This window comes from Pseudomonas sp. MWU16-30316 (assembly GCF_020515645.1).
Classification (GTDB): domain Bacteria; phylum Pseudomonadota; class Gammaproteobacteria; order Pseudomonadales; family Pseudomonadaceae; genus Aquipseudomonas; species Aquipseudomonas cerasi.
Genome location: NZ_JAIZAZ010000002.1, coordinates 1 through 16,968 on the forward strand (window position 1 = coordinate 1; position 16,968 = coordinate 16,968).

A 16,968-nucleotide genomic window follows, 5' to 3' on the forward strand; every position below is an offset into this window, starting at 1 on the left:
CACGCGTTGAGGGTTTTTGTTTGTCTGGGGTTTCAGAAATCTCTGCATTCTCTGTCTACTGCAATGCAGCCGCATAGGCGCCAGAGACCCCCAAGGCTTAGTGAAACGCCCCCATCCCTGCCAGTCTGCTGCCAGGTCGAAGGTGGAAGCTGCGCAGCACTGGCAGGCTTCCGTCCGGCTGACGTGGCGCATCCCACCCCGTCTCCGAAACATCCTCAAAGTCTGCGTCGGTTACCGGCGTTGGCAATGTCCAGGAGTTGTGTGCCATATCCAGTCCCTCGGTGTTAACGGTCAACCGTCCCTTGTAGGCGATGTTGTTGAACAGGTTACCGAGAGGGATCAGCGAACCATCCGGGGCGATACCTGCCATGTTGTAGTTCACGCCATTTGCAAAAGCCGTGTTGTTGATGAAGTCCAGTGCCAGGGTGTGGTGATTGGCATAGAAACCAGCGGACTTGTTGTCGAAGGCAACTGAATTACGGACGATGTGTTTCACACCGTCAGGCACATACTTGCCACCGTATCCGCCGGCCTTGATGCCATTACCATTGCCTGCTTCAAGTTTTGTTCGCGTGCCAGGCAGGTAACCCTGCTGCCATGCCCATGAGCTTTCGATGGTGACTGGCGAAAAGGCATTGATCAGGTCAAAGCCGTCGTCGGAATTGGCCCACGCTCTGCAGCCGCGGAATACATTACCTGGATGGCCCGCCTTGATATGTGCGCCGAAGCCGTCTGCACTCTGACCTGCGCCGTTTGAGGTGTAAGGATCGTAGTTGTGGTGAGAGTCGGAATTCAGCACCAGGTTATAGCCGCCGTTCTGAATGAACAGGCCGGGTCCCATGTTGTGATGCAGATTGAGTTGCTCGAAGGTATTGTGGCTGCCGCTGTTCCAGATGCCCCATGACTCGTGGTTGAGATGGTTTTCCGGCTGCTGCGGTACGCCGGTCACCTCCAGCCCCTTCAGGTGTAGCCAGCTACCGGTAACGTTGAAGCCTTTCACCCTACAATCGTCTTTCATGGCCGAGAAATCGAAAACCGGTGTTTCGCCCGGATAGGCCCAGTAGCGTATGGGTTCGTTTTCGCTGCCGCTGTTGTTCAGGGTGATGGCATTCACGGTGTCTGTGCGGGTAGCGCAGCGGTTGATGCCGGCTGTGTAGGCATAGGTGCCGCCGCGAAAGTACACCGTGTCGCCGGCCTTTGCGGATTGCTGTGCGCGCATGATGGTGCGCAGCGGTGCGCCTTTGGTACCGGCAGCGTGATCATCGCCATTGGGGGCCACGTAGTAGTCAGTTGCATGCGCTGTTGCAGCGCCAACCAGCAAGACCGTCAGCAGTATCGTTCTCATGGGATCACTCCAAGCCTGCCTGGTGTAATCGTATGCGTGTTTGCTGCCCCTCATTATGAATTCGATGAATAAAGAGTCTGCTCGCCTGAGGCCCGCAACAGGGCCTCACTCAATTCAAAGACGATAAAAAAGGCCGCATTTTCATGCGGCCTTCTGTTCACAGCAATCAGCCTTTAAGAGGCCAGTTCCGGAACCTCTGGTTTCACATCGTCACGACGCTGAATGTATTTCCAGTCCGCTTCATCAATGTAGATGCCATTGGGTCCGCTGCCGCCTTCCAGGTCGATGGCAACGTGAGCCGAGACCTGTGGCTTCACACTGGCCAGAATCGGAACGAAGCCCAGTTGCAGGCTGGTTTCCAGCAGGGCTGCCTGATTCTTCTCGTCGATGTCTGCGGCTTCGTCGAGGTAGTAAGGCAAACGCACCCGCCCGGCCTGATCGCGATCCATCAAGTGCAACAGCAGGTACATGTTGGTCAATGCCTTGATGGTCATCGTGGTGCCGTTGGAGGCAGCCCCATCGATATCGGTGTGGATAACCGGCTGACCATTGACCTTGGTGATTTCGAATGCCAGTTCGAACAGGTCTTTCAAGCCCAATTGGTTGTGGTTGGCAGCCACAAGCCGGGCCAGATATTCCTTGGCTTCTTCGTTCTTGTTGTCCTGCTCTGCGCTCTGGCTCAGGTCGAAGACCGACAGCGTCTCGCCTTCCTCGTACTGCCCGGCGCTGTGGATGATCTGATCGATGTGCTTGAGCGCTTCCTTGTTAGGGGCGAGCACGATACGGAAGCTTGCCAGGTTCGAGACCTGACGCTTGTTGATCTCGCGGTTGAACAGCGCCAGTTGATGCTCAAGGCTGTCGTAGTCGCTACGGATGTTGCGCAGGGTACGTGCGATATCCGTGACCGCAGCGCGACGCGCCTTGCCCAGCGTAAGCGCTTCGTCGGTACGGTGCGCGTAGGCATTGATCAATAACTGCAGGCGACGCTCCATGTCGTCCTCGCTGTCGAACTTGGCCACACCCTTGAGGCGAACCTGTGCGTACAGCGCCTCAATCTGCCCATCGCTGCGCAACAGACCCTGCCAGCTGTCCTGATAGTCGTTGAGCAGCGGCAACAGGTTATCCATGGAGTCGTCGATCGGGTCCATGAACGGTGTGCCGAAAGGCAGGTCTGCTGGCAGTAACTGACGGCGACGTAGCGCGTCGTCCAGCGTGCGTTGCTTGGATTCCATATCGCCGATCTGACGTGCGATCAATTGCAGCTTGGCTGACAGTTGCTGCACGCGCTCAGTGAACGCGTCGCTGGAGCGTTTCAGTTCATCCTGAGCGGCTTCCATCTGCGCAAGTTCTTCCAGCTTGGTGGATTCCTCCGCGCTCAAGGTCTGGCAGCGGCGGAAGTCTTCAAGCGCTTTTTGCGCATCCAGCACTTGTTGATAAAGCGCTTCGGTCTGGGTCTTGCTCGCCGAACGGTCGGCAGCGACAGCCTGCTGGGTTTTCAGTTGTTTGAGTTCTTTCTCCAGTCGCTCTTTCTGATCGCGCAACGCGGCACGATCGGCCAGCGCCTGCAGGGCAGGCGGCTCGATGCTCGACAGGTTGATGGTCAGCCCCGGTACTGCAAACTGATCGCCCTTGAAGCCATCCAGAATGGTCTCCAGCGACTTGACCCACGCATCGCCATCATCCAGCGCAATACCTTGCTCACCCAACGGCAAGCTGAACAGTGCGCTGTTGAACAGACGCATCAGACGTTCGACGTCCGGCTGGGAAAACTCTTCGCGCAGGCGGGCGTAGCTGTTGTTGTCCGCATGATCGAGCTGCTGTTTGACCGACTTGAGGCGTTTTTCCAGATCGCGCAGGCGCTCGTCCAGGTCTTCGGCGCTGAACTGCCGGGACTGGGCCAGCGCACCGGCCAGCTCATCATGAGCGTCCTTGGCGGCGAGCAGCTGTTGCTCCAGCACCTTGACGTCATCGACCAGCGCAAAACGATTCTTCAGCACCGACAGCTCGCCGACCCAGCGCTGGATGCTACTGATCTCGCGCTCCAGGCGCATCAGTTCCTGGGTGCTGCTGCGCTGATCGTTTTGCATCTCATCCTGCTGAGCACGGTAATGCTCAGCCTGGATGACCAACTCTTCTTTGCGCGCACCGGAGTAATCCGACCAAGTGCCGAGCAGTGAATCGAGGATCGGTGACAGACGATGCAGTTTGCCGCGCAACACATCGCGCTGCTTGACGCCAGCGGCCAGCGCCTCGACCAGAGGGCCGGCCAGCACCAGCGAGTTGTAGTCCTGTTCCATACGCCGCACATCGCGGAAGGCTTCTTCACAGGCGGCAATGTAGTCGACGCTGCCCGAACGCAGGCTGTGCTCGAAGGCATCCAGAAACAGCTGCTTGAGTTTGGCAGCGGTGATTTCGCGCATGTGCAGCAAGTTGATGAACAGTGCGCGGAAGGTCTTGAGGCTCTGCTCGCTGGTGGAGCGCAGCGGGATCAACGTCAGGTCCAGCGGAATCGATGTGTGCCCGCCGACCAGCAGACGGCGCAGTTCGTCAGGCTTCAGCTCGTAGGCTTTCAGGCCCTGGCTTTCCAGGTTGCTGAACAGCTCTTTCTGACGCAGGCAGGTGTCGTTCTTCTGGTAATGACCCAGATCCAGCTCGCCGGCATAGGCGAAGAACTGATGGCCGAAGCCGCCGCCCGGACCGCGACCCACGACGCCGATGACATGCGGGCCGTGGGGCAGGGAAACTTCCACCAGAATGTAGCTGGTGTCGGAGGCGAAGTAGAAGCGCCGCGATTGTTCCAGGCTGTACTTGCCGAAGCTCATGTCCGACATGCGCGCCAGAATCGGGAATTGCAGGGCGTTGATCGAGGCGCTTTTGCCGAGGTTGTTCGCACCATATACCGACAGCGGATTTTCCAGCGGGAACAGGCCGAGGCTGTAACCGGCAGTGTTCAACAGGGCAAAGCGGCGGATGCCATAACGTTCCTGGCTCATGTGTCCATCTCCTGTCGTTGCTCATCGGCGATTGCCCGGGCCAGTGCCTCTTCCTCGGTCTCTTCACCGAATTCAGCCAGGTCCAGCGGGTCATCGGTTTCCAGCAGTTTCTCATCGCTGTCGTCATCGATGAGCACGGGCGTCGGCAGGGGCAGGGCGCTATGCAGGCTGGCGGCCAGATCGCGATCCTGTTGCACCGACAGGCACACATCGAGAAAACGGTGCATCGGCGGCAGGAAGCGGTAGATACCCACTTCCTCACTGGCAAAGCCCAACTGCGTCATGCGGCGCATGATCTTTTCTTCGAGCTCTTCCGGGGTCTGCACTTCAGCCTGGAGAAACAGATCGCGGTACTTTTCCAGCATCGAAGGCAACTCGTCGCGGCCCAGGCTGCCACCGTCGAGCACCGACATGGGGTCACGGCCCTGATCTGCCAGATGTTCAACGAGGATGAAGGTGAACAGTGCCAGGCGCTGGGCGGTCTTGTTGACCTGCGCGGCAGCCAGTTCAGGCACGAAGTAATAAAAGCCACGCGTGTCGCAGACCAGTTCGAAGCCCAGTGCCTTGAACAGCGTGCGGTACTGGTCCTGGCAATTGGAGAGCTGGGTGTACAGCTCCGGGTCGCGGCGGCTGATGTGATAGCCCTTGAACAGCTCGCGAAAGATCGGCGCGAGCTGGGACATTTCGGATAGATCAAGATGCATGAACGGTGCTCTCGGAATGCTCGGCCTGCTCGTCTTTTGCAGCGAGCAGGGCAAAGGAGCGAAGGCTGACGCGGTGCTCCCGGGTGAAATATTCGCGACGCTCGAGGCGTTCACGGGCGAAGCGCTTGTCGCGCGACAGGCGCGAGAACCAGTAGAGCAGCTCGTCGGTCTCCCCGGTCGGCTCCTGCTCCAGCAACCAGACCATCAGGTCAGGCATCGGCAAGGCGTCTTCGCAGCGTTCGAGCATCTCCTTGACCGTACGCGGTGCGCGTGGCGCCTGGCCCTTGCGGGTACCGCTGGCCTTGGGGAATCTCGCGGGTTTCGGCTCAAAACGCGCCAGGGCATACACGTAGGCCTCGACCTGACTGGCACTGCCCAGGAACGTGCTTTGCGGACGGGTGAACATCGGCATGGCAGCCTGCGGCACCGCATCCAGCCCCTTGCGGCGAATGGCGGACAAGGCCAGCGCTGCGCCACGGGTCACCGCATTATGGCGACGCGCTTCTTCGCGCAACGGCAGCAGCAGTTCGCGCGCATGGCGCAAGGTCAACTGGGCGCTGGTCTGCATTTCCAGAATGCGCGCGTGGGTGCGCAGCAGCATGTCGTCGTCGACCAGGTGACCGAGACGTTGTTGCTCGGTCAGTAGGCGCAGCAGGACGTTCTCGACCTTGCGCACGCCCTGTTCGAACGCACCGTCTGCGTTGACCAGTTGAATCATCGGCTCGACGTATTCGTCCCACGTCGCCAAGACTTCGGCATAGCGCTGACGCAACGGGATCTGCCGGTCACTGGTCTTGGCCCGGTCGGCCACGGCGACCAGCGCCTGTTCGTCGTTGGCGAGCTTCTTGAGTACGTCGCGCACGCGCATGTCCAGCAGCCGCAGTTGTCTGGCCAGATCGTTGGCGTCGCGAACCTCGAATGCATCCTGAATGTAACCGGCCAGTCGCTCCAGATGGCGCAGGTAGGCCTCGATTTCCAGGCACAGGCCCAGACGGTGCTCGCGGCGCAGGTACGACAGGAAGTCATGGATCTGTGCGTTGAGCTCGAAACGGTTCGGGCTTTTCGCGACGGGCACCAGAATGTCCAGACGAATCCACACGTCCAGCAGGTTGGTGATGTCTTGCGGAGTGCTGTCCTGCTGCTGAGCGCCCAGTTGCAGGCGCAGCTCGCTCAGGCTCAACGTACCCTGGTCGAAATGTTCGCATAAGGGCTCAAGAAGCGCCCAGTGCTCGGCAAGGGCGCGCAGAACGCGCTTGGGTTCGATCATCGTTAGGCCGACTGTTGGCAAGTGAAAAGCGGCAATTGTACTGCATCAGCCGACTGATATTTCACCTACGGGCGATATGCTGCAGCGCAAAAAGGCGAACAACGCTAGAATTGCGCGCTTAACTTATCCACAGGTGGCTGACCCTTGCTCAACGAGTCCCGTCGCCGCGCTTATTTGACTGCCATGCAGGTGGTCAACTGGCTGCCGCGCACAGAACTGCCATTCGCCGCACCGTCGCGCCCGCAGCTGCTTGTGCCGTTGCCGCTGCCGGTCGAGGTGCAACGTGTCGCGCCTGCTGCTTCGCCAGCGGAGCACGCTGCACCTGCCGAAACGTCGAACGTCGAGCCGATGGCACGGCAGCCCGAACGCCCGAGGGTCGAGGTGCCGCGCCCTTCACTGGCGAGCACGCGCGCAGCCACCCCGGCCGCCGAAGAGGCCGAGCCGGCGCCGCCCAAGGCGCCGGTGGTACCGCCACCGCGTTTTGCCCTGCAATTGTTGCGCGCCGGACGCTGCATGTTGCTGGTCGAACTCACCACCGGTCAGCCGTTTCAGAGCCGTGATCCTTCCTACCTGCTGCTCAAGGACATGCTGCGCGCCGCCGGTCTGCCCGACAGCCCACAGATCATCGGCGAGCCCGTGCGCTGGCCGTTGCTGGTCCGCGGCCAGATGGACCAGGGCCCGGAGGCCGCGCGTGATTTCGTGCAGGGCTTCGTCGGCGCGCGGCTCGAGGACGAGCCTTGCGCCTGCCTGTGGCTGATCGGGCTGCCGTCGATGAAGTACGCCGGTGAAGCCGATGCCGAGTCTTACCACCGTGAGCTGCAGATTGAAGGCCTGGGCACGGCCTGGGCGCTGCCAGGTCTTGAATTACTGATGGACGAGCCTGAGCGCAAGGCGGATGTCTGGAAAGCCATGCGTCGGCTGATGACGCGCTGGAAATCGATCGATGAGTGATGCCGTAACCTTCCGCCGCATGACCGAAGCCGACATGGACGCGGTGCTGAAAATCGAATACGCGGCGTTCAGTCATCCCTGGACACGCGGCATCTTTCTCGACGGGCTCAAGTCCTACGAGATCTGGCTGATGTTCGAGGGCGCGCAGCAGGTCGGGCACGGCGTCATTCAGGTCATCATCGACGAAGCGCACCTGCTCAACATCACGGTCAAACCTGAAAACCAGGGGCGGGGTCTTGGCTTGTTACTGCTCGACCATCTGATGAAACGCGCTTATCAGCTCAATGCACGGGAATGCTTTCTGGAGCTGCGTGACAGCAACCGTCCAGCCTATCGTCTGTATGAAAACTACGGTTTCAACGAGATAGGCCGGCGTCGCGATTACTACCCGGCAGTGGGCGGCCGTGAAGACGCAGTGGTCATGGCCTGCACGCTTTTCGAGTAATACTGGCTGTCAGCGCTGGGTGTTGCCGTCCAGCGGGTCGATGATTGCCAGTTCTTCTTCGTCCAGGCCGTTGCCACCGCCGATGTCGTCTTCGTCGACTACGGTCAGGTCCAGATCAGCCGGGTCGCCATCGCCCTGCTCGGACGGTGAACGAGCACCGTCTTCACGAATCAGGGTTTCCGGAGACAGATCATCGTCAGTCGAGTGATGATCATCCGTGGAAGCACCCGTGAGACCGGCCTCACGCACGCGCTGATCCGGAATTTCATGTTGCAGCTCGCCTTCAGGGATAAGATCGCCAATACGGCCCGGTTCTTCCTCGTCGAAATCGAGTGTTTCCATGGAGCCCATACGGTCTTCGTTATCGTCGATGGGTTCCGGTTCGGTAGCACCGAACGGACGGCGTGAATCGTTCATGGGAAATCCTCATGTCAGGTGGTCGTAAAAAGTGGACCGGCCATGACTTTGAAGATTCCTTTTTGTTGACCGACGAGCGTTGGTGAATTTTGCCAGTAGTGGCAAACAGGCGTGACTTGAAGGATTCGACTCCAGTCCAAGGCTGGGCATCATTATCGAGGCGTCAAAGCATGAACGAGCTACAAGACCTGATTGATAACAATGCACGCTGGGCCGATGCGATAAAGCAGGAAGACCCTGAGTTTTTCGCCAAACTGGCCCGCCAGCAAACCCCTGAGTTCCTGTGGATCGGTTGCTCCGATGCACGCGTGCCGGCCAACGAAATCGTCGGCATGCTGCCGGGTGATCTGTTCGTTCACCGCAACGTGGCCAACGTCGTGCTGCACACCGACCTGAACTGTCTGTCAGTGATTCAATACGCAGTGGACGTGTTGAAGGTCAAACACATTCTGGTCACAGGCCACTACGGTTGCGGCGGCGTGCGGGCGTCCATGCAGGACCGCCAGTTCGGCCTGATCGACGGCTGGCTGCGCACGATTCGTGATTTGTATTACGAAAACCGCGAGTTGCTGGCCAAGCTGCCGACCGAGGAAGAGCGCGTCGACCGCCTGTGTGAATTGAACGTGATCCAGCAAGTGGCCAACGTCGGTCACACCAGCATTGTGCAGAACGCCTGGCACCGTGGGCAGAGCCTGTCTGTGCATGGCTGCATCTACGGTATCAAGGATGGCCGCTGGAAAAGCCTCGACGTGACCATCAGCGGTTTCGAGCAACTGCCGCCGCAGTACCGTCTGCGTCCGCAGGACTGACAGCCGATCGTCGCCAGCCAGCCTGTTGTTGCAGGCTGGCTGGCGACGTTCAACCCATCACAGCACGAAACGCTGCACCATCAGGTTCAGGTCATTGGCCAGCATCGACAGTGCGTTACTCGCGACGGTGGTCTGCTGCGCGCCTGATGCGGTCTGGCTGGACAGGTCGCGAATACTGCTCAGGTTGCGGTCCGCTTCAGTCGCCACCTGGGCCTGCTGCTCTGCGGCACTGGCAATCAGCAGGTTGCGGTCGTTGATGGTGGCGGTTGACTGGATGATCACTTGCAAGGCTTCGCCGGTCGAGGCGGCCTGTTCCATCGTCAGGTTGGCCTGCGTCGCCGTGTGGCGCAGCGAGCTCGCGGTTTGCTGGGTGCTTTGCTGCACGCCGCTGATCAGCCCTTCGATTTCCGCGGTGGATGCACTGGTGCGCTGCGCCAGTGAGCGGACCTCGTCGGCCACCACGGCAAAGCCGCGCCCGGCTTCGCCTGCCCGTGCAGCTTCGATAGCTGCGTTCAGCGCCAGTAAATTGGTCTGATTGGCAATTGCACGAATCACATCGAGGATGCTGCTGATGCTCTGGGTGCGTTCGGCCAGCCCTTCAGCCTGATGCGACGAATCCAGCACATTCTTGGTCAGTTCCTTGATCGAAAGAATGGTTGCCGACAGCTTTTCCTGCCCTTGTGCTGCCGCCTGGGTCGACGCCTCTGATTCGGTCACGGTATTGCTGGCGTTGCCTGCCACTTCGATGGCCGCCTGACTCATCTGATTGACTGCGACAGCAGCCTGCTCGATTTCAGTGTTCTGCAGCTGCAGATTGAGCGCACTGGCTTCGGCGATGCTGCCCATTTCCTGAACCGATTGCGACAACTGTGCCGCCGCCGCGTAGATCTGGTCGATCGTGCTGTGCAGGTTGGTGCGCATGCGCCCCAGGGTGATCAGCAATTGCGCGGTCTCGTCCTTGCCGTCCGGTATCGGGTGTTCGCTCAGGTCACCATCGGCAATGGTGCTGGCGATGTGTAAAGCCTGCCGCACCGGGTGGATGATACTGACGCTCAGGCGCCAGGCCAGCAACAGGGTCAGTGCCAGAACCAGGCCGATGGCGCTCAGCGCGATGATCCGCGTTTGCTCGTAGCTGGCGCTTGCGGCCTCTACAGCGGTGGCCGCACTCTGCTTGTTCAGTTCGCGCAACAGCTGCACTTGCATGTCCATCAGGTCGCCTTGCAGCGAGAGCATGGTGTTGGCCAGCATCCTGGCCTCGTCCAGCTTGTTCTGCTCGATCAGCGCGATCTGATCCTGCAAGCCGGGCATGAAGGCCTTGTAGGCATCCTGCAACGCGACAATGGAGTCATGCTCTGTGCCCGACTGAACGCGTGCGAGGTATTCAGAGAAGCCTTTCTCTACCTCATTCCTGAGTTGTTCGACATTGATCTTGCTGTTGATGACGGCACCCGGATCATCGGCGTTGGCGATCAGACGGGTGGTTTCGCTGCGCAGTTTGACCAGGCCGATGGCGATGGCATCTGCAGTGGCGATACTGGGCAGGGCGCCGCTCTCGACCGCCTCGCCCTGGGTGCGGATAGCTTGCATCTGCAACAGGCAGAATGCGCCAAGCGCGACCATCAAGAGGGAGGTGACAGCGAAGCAGATCACCAGGCGCAGCGTGATTTTGAAGCGGCGCAAGAGTGTTGTCGTTGTGGCTTGCCGACGTAGGAAACGAGGCATAAATCTTTTCACGGCACACAACCCCTATAAACACACGGACCTTCTCGGAGAGCCGTTTATAGGGCAATTGTGTGATGTCTTTATGACATCTCTTGAGGGGTTGCCGTGCGACTGACGAATCAAGGCTGAGGAAGTGCAACTTCCTCCATCAGTTCGTCCAGAAAGCGTTTGACCCGGTGGTGCCGGACTTTCGCCATCTGTGCGCCGGTATCGGTCTGAAAACCGTCAGCCAGGTGCAGCAGCTTGGTGTGGAAGTGGTCGACGGCGAAATTCAGGTCGTCATAGGGGCGCCGGCTGGCATGCGGGTCATTCGGGTCGTAGAGCGCTTTGCCGAGCCGCCCTGATACATAGAAGGTGCGTGCCACACCAATCATGCCCAGCGAGTCCAGACGGTCGGCGTCCTGCAGTATTCTCGCCTCGAGGGTCAAGGGCGTGATCGCCGCCGAGAAACTGTGCGCTTCGATGGCGTGGGCGACGGAGGCGATGCTCTGTTCATCCCAACCCATCTCGGTCAACAATTCGCTGGCCCGCGCTGCCGCCAGTCGTGATGCGCCGGCGCGAAACGGCGAGTCTTTCTCGACTGAAACGCAGTCATGCAGCAGTGTCGCCGCAATCAGGACGCGGGCATCGCCGCCTTCACGGTCACGAATGGCGCAGACGTTTTTCCACACACGCAGCAAGTGCGAGACATCGTGCGAGCCGTCGATTTTCTCTGCGTGAGTGTGGGGTATCAGCAGGTTGGCCAGATCCTCGAAGGGGGTGAAGCTGGCGGCGGTCATGCGGTGGTCCTCGGGCGTCTGGTCAGGCATCAGCATTACAGACAATGCCGCCTGATAAAACCCTGTCACTGCTCAAGAATATGGCTGATCTGGCCGGCAAGCAGCCCTGCACCCCGGGCGTTGAGGTGGTTGAAATCCTTGTAGTACGAATGCAGGTCGCCGATCAGGCATTGCCTGTCCTTGCAGAAGGCGTCATCCAGCGTGATCAGGCTGATGTGTTGCGATTGGCTAGCGCGCAGGAACAGCTGGCGGGTGAAACGCTGCAACAGGTCTTGTTTTTCGACCGGCACCTACAGTTCGCTGACCCGCTGTAATGCCTGCGCATCGCTGTCCGAAGCATCCCGCGCCAGGCGGTAATAAAGACTTTCAGGGTTGATCATTTGCTGCGGTACCTGCGCAACGATGAACAGCTCGGCGCCGATACTGCGGTAGGCCTCGATCGTGTGTTCAAGCGCCTGGCTGAATACCCTGCGCGAGGTTTCCCGGCTTTTCTGCGGATCGGCGCGTGAGGTCAGGAAATATTTGCTCATCGTCCTCTCGCTGTAATCATCGCCGGTATACAGCGTCCAGCGCGCCACCAGCACGACCTTCTTGATCCGCTGCTGTTTCACGTATTCGAACTCCCGATCGGCCAGCGCTTCGCAGACCCCCGCAGCATAGTTGCCGTTGGCCACGTCCACGCCGAGCAAGGGCAGGCAGCCGCCCAGGCCGATATGCGCGAGGGTTCTGCCCTGATCCCGAGCGGAGGCGTCGAACGTGGATAACAGCGCCTCGGAGTGGCTGTCGCCGAACAGCGCCATATCCGGCACTGCCTGACTGTCAGCGAGCCCGAACAGGCAAAAATCGACGTTACCGCCTTTGCCGGCCAAGGGCGGGTCGCATTTGTCGCGTATCAACGGATCGGCGAATGCCTGATGCAGCTCCGGGTCGACAGCGAAGCGCTGGGGAAAGCCGTTATTCACATAGCCGACCAGCCCCAGCGCGATAAACAGCGTTGAGGCAGCGCCTGCCGTGGTGAAAATCTGACGGCGATTGAAGGTGCCCGCCTTGCGAAACGGCTGCTCGACGAAACGCCAGCTCAACCAGGCCAGCATCAGAGACACAAGGGCAAGCGCCAGCATGAACAGCAGGCCCGGTTCATTCAGCTTGTACTGGCGGGCGAAGGCAAAAACGGGCTGATGCCACAGGTAGGCGCTGTAGCTGAGCATGCCGATCGCGACCGGCACACGTGTACTCAGCGCGCTTCCAACCCAGGTTTTGCCATGCGCGAAGACGATGACTAACACCGCACCCAGCACGGGTACCAGTGCATTAAGGCCGGGGAAGGGCGTGCTGCTGTCGAAACCGACCACGGCATAACCGATCAGCAAAATCCCCAACGCCGCTGCCGTCTGATCGATAACGCTAGCACCCCCGGTGCTGCGCGGTCGCCAGGCAAAGTAGAAGGCTATGAATGAGCCCGCCAGCAATTCCCAGGCGCGTGCCGGCAGCAGATAAAACGCGTTGCTGGTGTCTTGATGGACGCCCTGTTGCGCCAGCGTCAGGCTGGCCAGGGCGACGACCATCAGCAGCCCAATCAGCCGCTTGCGGCCCAGGCCCCAGGTCAGCATCAAGAGCAGCGGGAAGAACAGGTAATACTGTTCCTCCACCGCGAGCGTCCAGGTATGCAACAACGGTTTGAGTTCTGCCGTGGCGTCGAAATAGCCACTTTCCAGCCAGAACAGCACGTTGGATGAGAAGGTCGGCACCGCCACCAGGCTCTTGGCGAAGTATTTCAGGTCAGACGGATCGAGCGTCAACCACGCGACAGGCAGGCAGATCAGCATCATCACGAACAGCGCAGGCAGGATGCGCCGCGCGCGTCGTTCGTAGAAGTAGATCAGCGAGAAACGCCCTTTGATCTTCTCCGCGATGATGATCGACGTGATCAGATAGCCGGAAATCACGAAAAAGATATCGACGCCCACGAACCCGCCGCTGAACAGCGGCAAGCCCGCGTGGAACAGAATGACCGGGATGACCGCGAGCGCGCGCAGACCATCGATCTCGGGCCGATAGCCGAGTGCCGGGTTGTGAGGCATGCCCATGTGATGTGCTCAGTGCAGTAAGTGGCAAGAGACGGTAAGTGCACGCTGCAATAGCTACCGCCAACGCGAGGCGCAGGGGTCGTGTAGGGAGAGGTCGAAGAGGAGTTGCAGGACAGAGCGTGCTGTATTTTTTAGTTCAGGTCTTCGCTTCTGTCCAATGACTGAAGCAGGTTTATGACGACAGATCAGTCTCTTCCCACCTGAAACAGGAAAAGCCCTTTATAATGCATGGTTTTACCCTCCTCGATGCGAGAACCATTGTGAGCTTACCGTCCTGCCCGAAATGCAATTCCGAATACACCTACGAAGACGGCAGCCTGCTGATCTGCCCGGAATGCGCCCATGAATGGTCTGCCGACGCCGCTGGCGCCGATGCATCCGACGACGTGAAAGTCATCAAGGATTCAACGGGCAACGTGCTGCAGGACGGCGACACCGTCACGGTGATCAAGGACTTGAAAGTCAAAGGCTCCTCGCTGGTGGTCAAGGTCGGCACCAAGGTCAAGAACATCCGCCTGGTCGATGGCGACCATGACATCGATTGCAAGATCGACGGCATCGGCGCGATGAAGCTGAAGTCGGAGTTCGTCCGCAAGGTTTGATTCTGTCGGGCAATGGCTTTAGCCTGAACGCCTCGCTGGTCCTTCGACTGGCGGGGCGTTCATGTTTCCGGGCGCGCCAGGGCTGTTTTTCCTGAACAGGTGAATACTGTGCCGAGTACCCCCGCCCCGTATCTGAAACCCGATGAATGTGTCGTGCTGTTTGATGGCGTCTGCAAACTGTGCAATGGCGTGGTTAAGTTTCTGATTCGCCATGATCCGCATCAGCGTCTGCGCTTGGCCGCCGTGCAGTCGGAGCAAGGGCAGGCATTGCTGAAGTGGGCCGGGCTGCCGCTCGACGATTTTCATACCATCGCGGTCATCGTCAACAATCGGGTGTTCGTACGCTCGGATGCCTTTCTGCACATCATGGGGCTGTTGCCTGCGCCGTGGCCGCTGCTGAAAGTGCTGGGGATTTTTCCACGCTTTCTAAGGGACTGGGCGTACAACCGTATCGCGCTCAACCGATATCGACTGTTCGGGCGCTATGATCACTGCCTGTTGCCGTTGCCTGAGGACCGGCAGCGCTTCCTCGACGGCTGACGACCGGCGGTCATTTGTAAAGTCTGTTATGAGTGCACGGGTTGTGATCCACTCTGGCGGTCCGTAGAATTCGTGTCATCTGGCTCCACTCCCCATATCCACAATAATCCACTTTGCACACTGCGCCCGATTCAGAAGGTCGAGCGGAGCATTTTTGCGTTGGTTTTTCAGTGGGGCGAGCCGCCGTTTTCCATACAGGTGTCAGGCGTGCGTGTTCACGCGTGACGATCGGCCTTCGGGTCGGAACATTTTCAGGGCGTTGTGATTCTTGATAACTTCACCTCCAAACGAGCAGGCAGGTAGCTGGCTTGGCGTATTCGCGCTGGCCTTGGCGGCCTTCATTTTCAATACCACCGAGTTCGTGCCGATCGGTCTGCTGAGTAACATCGGCCAGAGCTTCGAAATGACCCCGGCCCAGGTCGGGTTGATGCTCACGATCTATGCCTGGGTCGTGTCGCTGATGTCGTTGCCGATGATGCTGGCGACGCGCAACATCGAGCGCCGCAAGTTGCTGATGTTCGTGTTCGGCCTGTTTGTGGTCAGCCACGTGCTCTCGGCAATCTCCCCCAGCTTCGCGATCCTGCTGGTGAGTCGGGTCGGTATCGCCTTTGCACATGCGGTGTTCTGGTCGGTCACGGCGTCGCTGGCCGTGCGCATCGCGCCGCCTGGCAAGCAGGTCCAGGCGCTGGGCCTGCTGGCGACCGGTACGTCGCTGGCGATGGTGCTGGGTATTCCGCTGGGCCGCGTGCTGGGTGAAGCACTGGGCTGGCGGACTACCTTTCTGGGCATCGCCGGCATCGCTGCGCTGGTAGTCTTCCTGTTGGCTCGCGCGCTGCCTTTGCTGCCCAGCCAGAACTCCGGCTCGTTGCGCAGCCTGCCGATCCTGTTCAAGCGCCCACGGTTGATGGCGATCTACCTGCTGACGGCGATTGTGGTGACCGCTCATTTCACCGCCTACAGCTATATCGAGCCGTTCACCCAGACTGTGTCTCGACTCAGCGGCGAAATGACCACGATCCTGCTGCTGGTCTTTGGCGGTGCCGGGATCATGGGCTCGATCATCTTCAGCCTGTTCAGCGACCGCTTCCCGAACGGACTGTTGATCACCGCCATTGGTACGCTGACCGTTTGCCTGCTGATGCTGTTGCCCCTCTCCGGTGACGCCGTGACGCTCGGCACGCTGACCATTATCTGGGGCATGGCGATCATGTGTTTCGGCCTGACCCTGCAAGCGCGCGTGCTGTCGCTGGCACCCGATGCAACCGATGTGGCGATGGCGCTGTTCTCGGGCATCTTCAATATCGGTATTGGCGGCGGCGCGCTGCTCGGCAGTGTGGTCAGCAGCCATCTCGGGGTTGCCAATGTCGGTATCGTCGGCGGCCTGCTGGCCCTCGGCGGGCTGGGGTTCTGCTGCTATACAACGCATCACTTCGGCAAGGTCCGGCCAGCTGCCGAGATGCAGGCCGAGAGCAAATAGGACGCGCATAAAAAAACTCGCTGACCGCGCAATGCGTTCAGCGAGCTTTTTGGTCTGACTTGAGTGTCAGGCTTTAAGCCGACCCAGCCACTCCAGCGACGTTCTCCAGATACAAATCCCCAGGAAATACGCCGACATCGCCAGCCACAGCCCCATGACCACCGGGCCATTGTGCGGGTGGTTGATGATCAGCAGTGCGCTGGACAGCAACCATACGGTGGTCACAGCGATATTGATCGGCATGAAGCGGCGCACGCGGAACGGGTGCAGGAACTTCATGCGGGTCAGGGTCAGCAGCGCAAGAGCGATGATGGTGATGAACGTCAGCCAGGGGGCAGGTGACAGAATGTAGAGGCACAGTGCAACGACGTTCCAGGCAGCGGGGAAGCCCTGAAAGTAGTTGTCCTTGCTTTTCATGTCGACGTTGCAGAAGCAGAACAGCGACGAAACCAGAATGACCGATACGCTCAGCAGCAGCGTGTAATCCGGTACCGGTATATAGCGGTAGATGAACAGTGCCGGGATGAACACGTAGGTCAGGTAATCGATGACCAGATCCAGTACCGAGCCATCGAAGTGCGGCAGGACCGACGTGGTGTTGACCTTGCGAGCCAGTGAGCCGTCGACTCCATCCACGATCAGGGCCGCGCCCAGCCACAACAGGCAGGCTTTGGGTTCATTGTTGAACAAGGCAATGGTCGCCAGGAACGCAAGGACTACGCCGGTGGCGGTGAAGCCATGCGCCCCCCATGCGTTGAGTCTGGCTATGCGTTGATTGGTTATCACGGGGGCGCTCTCCAGGAAATAATGCTTGCCAGGGTGTGCCGCAA

14 protein-coding genes and 1 pseudogene are annotated in these 16,968 nt (G+C 59.6%); 6 read left to right on the top strand and 9 right to left on the bottom strand.

The features are described 5' to 3' along the window. Positions 1–97 precede the first annotated feature (97 nt). From LCH65_RS06790 to mksB, 4 genes are all read right to left on the bottom strand, one after another. Positions 98–1,345: a right-handed parallel beta-helix repeat-containing protein gene (locus LCH65_RS06790; RefSeq protein WP_187809386.1), complete on the bottom strand. Its 1,248-nt coding sequence runs from the start codon at positions 1,343–1,345 to the stop codon at positions 98–100. 173 nt (positions 1,346–1,518) lie between these two features. After that, positions 1,519–4,338, bottom strand: coding sequence for an Mks condensin complex protein MksF (mksF, locus tag LCH65_RS06795; protein WP_003391215.1), 2,820 nt, complete (start codon positions 4,336–4,338; stop codon positions 1,519–1,521). Then, complete coding sequence (gene mksE / locus LCH65_RS06800; protein WP_003365786.1) at positions 4,335–5,042, bottom strand: Mks condensin complex protein MksE; 708 nt, start codon at positions 5,040–5,042, stop codon at positions 4,335–4,337. The genes mksF and mksE overlap by 4 nt, the downstream gene beginning before the upstream one ends. Then, positions 5,032–6,309: an Mks condensin complex protein MksB gene (gene mksB, locus LCH65_RS06805; RefSeq protein WP_003404706.1), complete on the bottom strand. Its 1,278-nt coding sequence runs from the start codon at positions 6,307–6,309 to the stop codon at positions 5,032–5,034. The genes mksE and mksB overlap by 11 nt, the downstream gene beginning before the upstream one ends. A gap of 144 nt (positions 6,310–6,453) precedes the next feature. On the opposite strand from mksB, the gene LCH65_RS06810 reads away from it, so the two are divergent. Then, positions 6,454–7,260 (top strand): hypothetical protein, encoded by an 807-nt coding sequence (locus tag LCH65_RS06810; RefSeq protein ID WP_003365782.1) that lies wholly within the window; start codon positions 6,454–6,456, stop codon positions 7,258–7,260. Next, on the top strand, positions 7,253–7,705 hold the full coding sequence (gene rimI, locus LCH65_RS06815) for a ribosomal protein S18-alanine N-acetyltransferase (protein ID WP_003365779.1): 453 nt from the start codon (positions 7,253–7,255) through the stop codon (positions 7,703–7,705). Before LCH65_RS06810 ends, rimI begins: the two co-directional genes overlap by 8 nt. A 9-nt stretch (positions 7,706–7,714) precedes the next feature. Here the strand turns inward: rimI and LCH65_RS06820 are convergent, their stop codons facing one another. Then, positions 7,715–8,122, bottom strand: coding sequence for a hypothetical protein (locus tag LCH65_RS06820; protein ID WP_003365778.1), 408 nt, complete (start codon positions 8,120–8,122; stop codon positions 7,715–7,717). A gap of 170 nt (positions 8,123–8,292) precedes the next feature. Here LCH65_RS06820 and can point away from each other — a divergent pair, with 170 nt between their 5' ends. Beyond that, positions 8,293–8,931: a carbonate dehydratase gene (can, locus tag LCH65_RS06825; protein ID WP_003345939.1), complete on the top strand. Its 639-nt coding sequence runs from the start codon at positions 8,293–8,295 to the stop codon at positions 8,929–8,931. Between the two features lie 57 nt (positions 8,932–8,988). On the opposite strand, the gene LCH65_RS06830 is transcribed toward can, so the two are convergent. The 3 genes and pseudogenes from LCH65_RS06830 to LCH65_RS06840 all read right to left on the bottom strand — a co-directional run bounded on the left by LCH65_RS06830 (position 8,989) and on the right by LCH65_RS06840 (position 13,519). After that, complete coding sequence (locus tag LCH65_RS06830) at positions 8,989–10,653, bottom strand: methyl-accepting chemotaxis protein (RefSeq protein ID WP_226439256.1); 1,665 nt, start codon at positions 10,651–10,653, stop codon at positions 8,989–8,991. A 119-nt stretch (positions 10,654–10,772) separates the two neighbouring features. After that, positions 10,773–11,432 (bottom strand): HD domain-containing protein, encoded by a 660-nt coding sequence (locus tag LCH65_RS06835; protein ID WP_058396866.1) that lies wholly within the window; start codon positions 11,430–11,432, stop codon positions 10,773–10,775. Positions 11,433–11,497: 65 nt separating this feature from the next. Next, positions 11,498–13,519: pseudogene (locus tag LCH65_RS06840) on the bottom strand (acyltransferase family protein). Positions 13,520–13,776: 257 nt separating this feature from the next. Here LCH65_RS06840 and LCH65_RS06845 point away from each other — a divergent pair. From LCH65_RS06845 to LCH65_RS06855, 3 genes are all read left to right on the top strand, one after another. Beyond that, complete coding sequence (locus LCH65_RS06845) at positions 13,777–14,121, top strand: zinc ribbon domain-containing protein YjdM (RefSeq protein WP_032609549.1); 345 nt, start codon at positions 13,777–13,779, stop codon at positions 14,119–14,121. A 108-nt stretch (positions 14,122–14,229) separates the two neighbouring features. Further along, entirely contained in the window at positions 14,230–14,661 is a 432-nt protein-coding gene (locus tag LCH65_RS06850; protein WP_032609522.1) for a thiol-disulfide oxidoreductase DCC family protein, read from the top strand. Between the two features lie 268 nt (positions 14,662–14,929). Beyond that, positions 14,930–16,138, top strand: coding sequence for a sugar transporter (locus LCH65_RS06855; protein WP_054080609.1), 1,209 nt, complete (start codon positions 14,930–14,932; stop codon positions 16,136–16,138). A gap of 66 nt (positions 16,139–16,204) precedes the next feature. Here the strand turns inward: LCH65_RS06855 and pcsA are convergent, their stop codons facing one another. Continuing rightward, the gene (pcsA, locus tag LCH65_RS06860) at positions 16,205–16,924 is read right to left on the bottom strand and encodes a phosphatidylcholine synthase (protein ID WP_003433808.1); all 720 of its coding nucleotides are present in this window, start codon (positions 16,922–16,924) and stop codon (positions 16,205–16,207) included. Positions 16,925–16,968 lie beyond the last annotated feature (44 nt).

What these genes read in the sequence shown, in the direction of transcription:
- LCH65_RS06790 (WP_187809386.1), bottom strand. Translation starts at nt 1,345, where the DNA reads ATGAGAACGATACTGCTGACGGTCTTGCTGGTTGGCGCTGCAACAGCG.
- mksF (WP_003391215.1), bottom strand. Translation starts at nt 4,338, where the DNA reads ATGAGCCAGGAACGTTATGGCATCCGCCGCTTTGCCCTGTTGAACACT.
- mksE (WP_003365786.1), bottom strand. Translation starts at nt 5,042, where the DNA reads ATGCATCTTGATCTATCCGAAATGTCCCAGCTCGCGCCGATCTTTCGC.
- mksB (WP_003404706.1), bottom strand. Translation starts at nt 6,309, where the DNA reads ATGATCGAACCCAAGCGCGTTCTGCGCGCCCTTGCCGAGCACTGGGCG.
- rimI (WP_003365779.1), top strand. Translation starts at nt 7,253, where the DNA reads ATGAGTGATGCCGTAACCTTCCGCCGCATGACCGAAGCCGACATGGAC.
- LCH65_RS06820 (WP_003365778.1), bottom strand. Translation starts at nt 8,122, where the DNA reads ATGAACGATTCACGCCGTCCGTTCGGTGCTACCGAACCGGAACCCATC.
- can (WP_003345939.1), top strand. Translation starts at nt 8,293, where the DNA reads ATGAACGAGCTACAAGACCTGATTGATAACAATGCACGCTGGGCCGAT.
- LCH65_RS06830 (WP_226439256.1), bottom strand. Translation starts at nt 10,653, where the DNA reads ATGCCTCGTTTCCTACGTCGGCAAGCCACAACGACAACACTCTTGCGC.
- LCH65_RS06835 (WP_058396866.1), bottom strand. Translation starts at nt 11,432, where the DNA reads ATGACCGCCGCCAGCTTCACCCCCTTCGAGGATCTGGCCAACCTGCTG.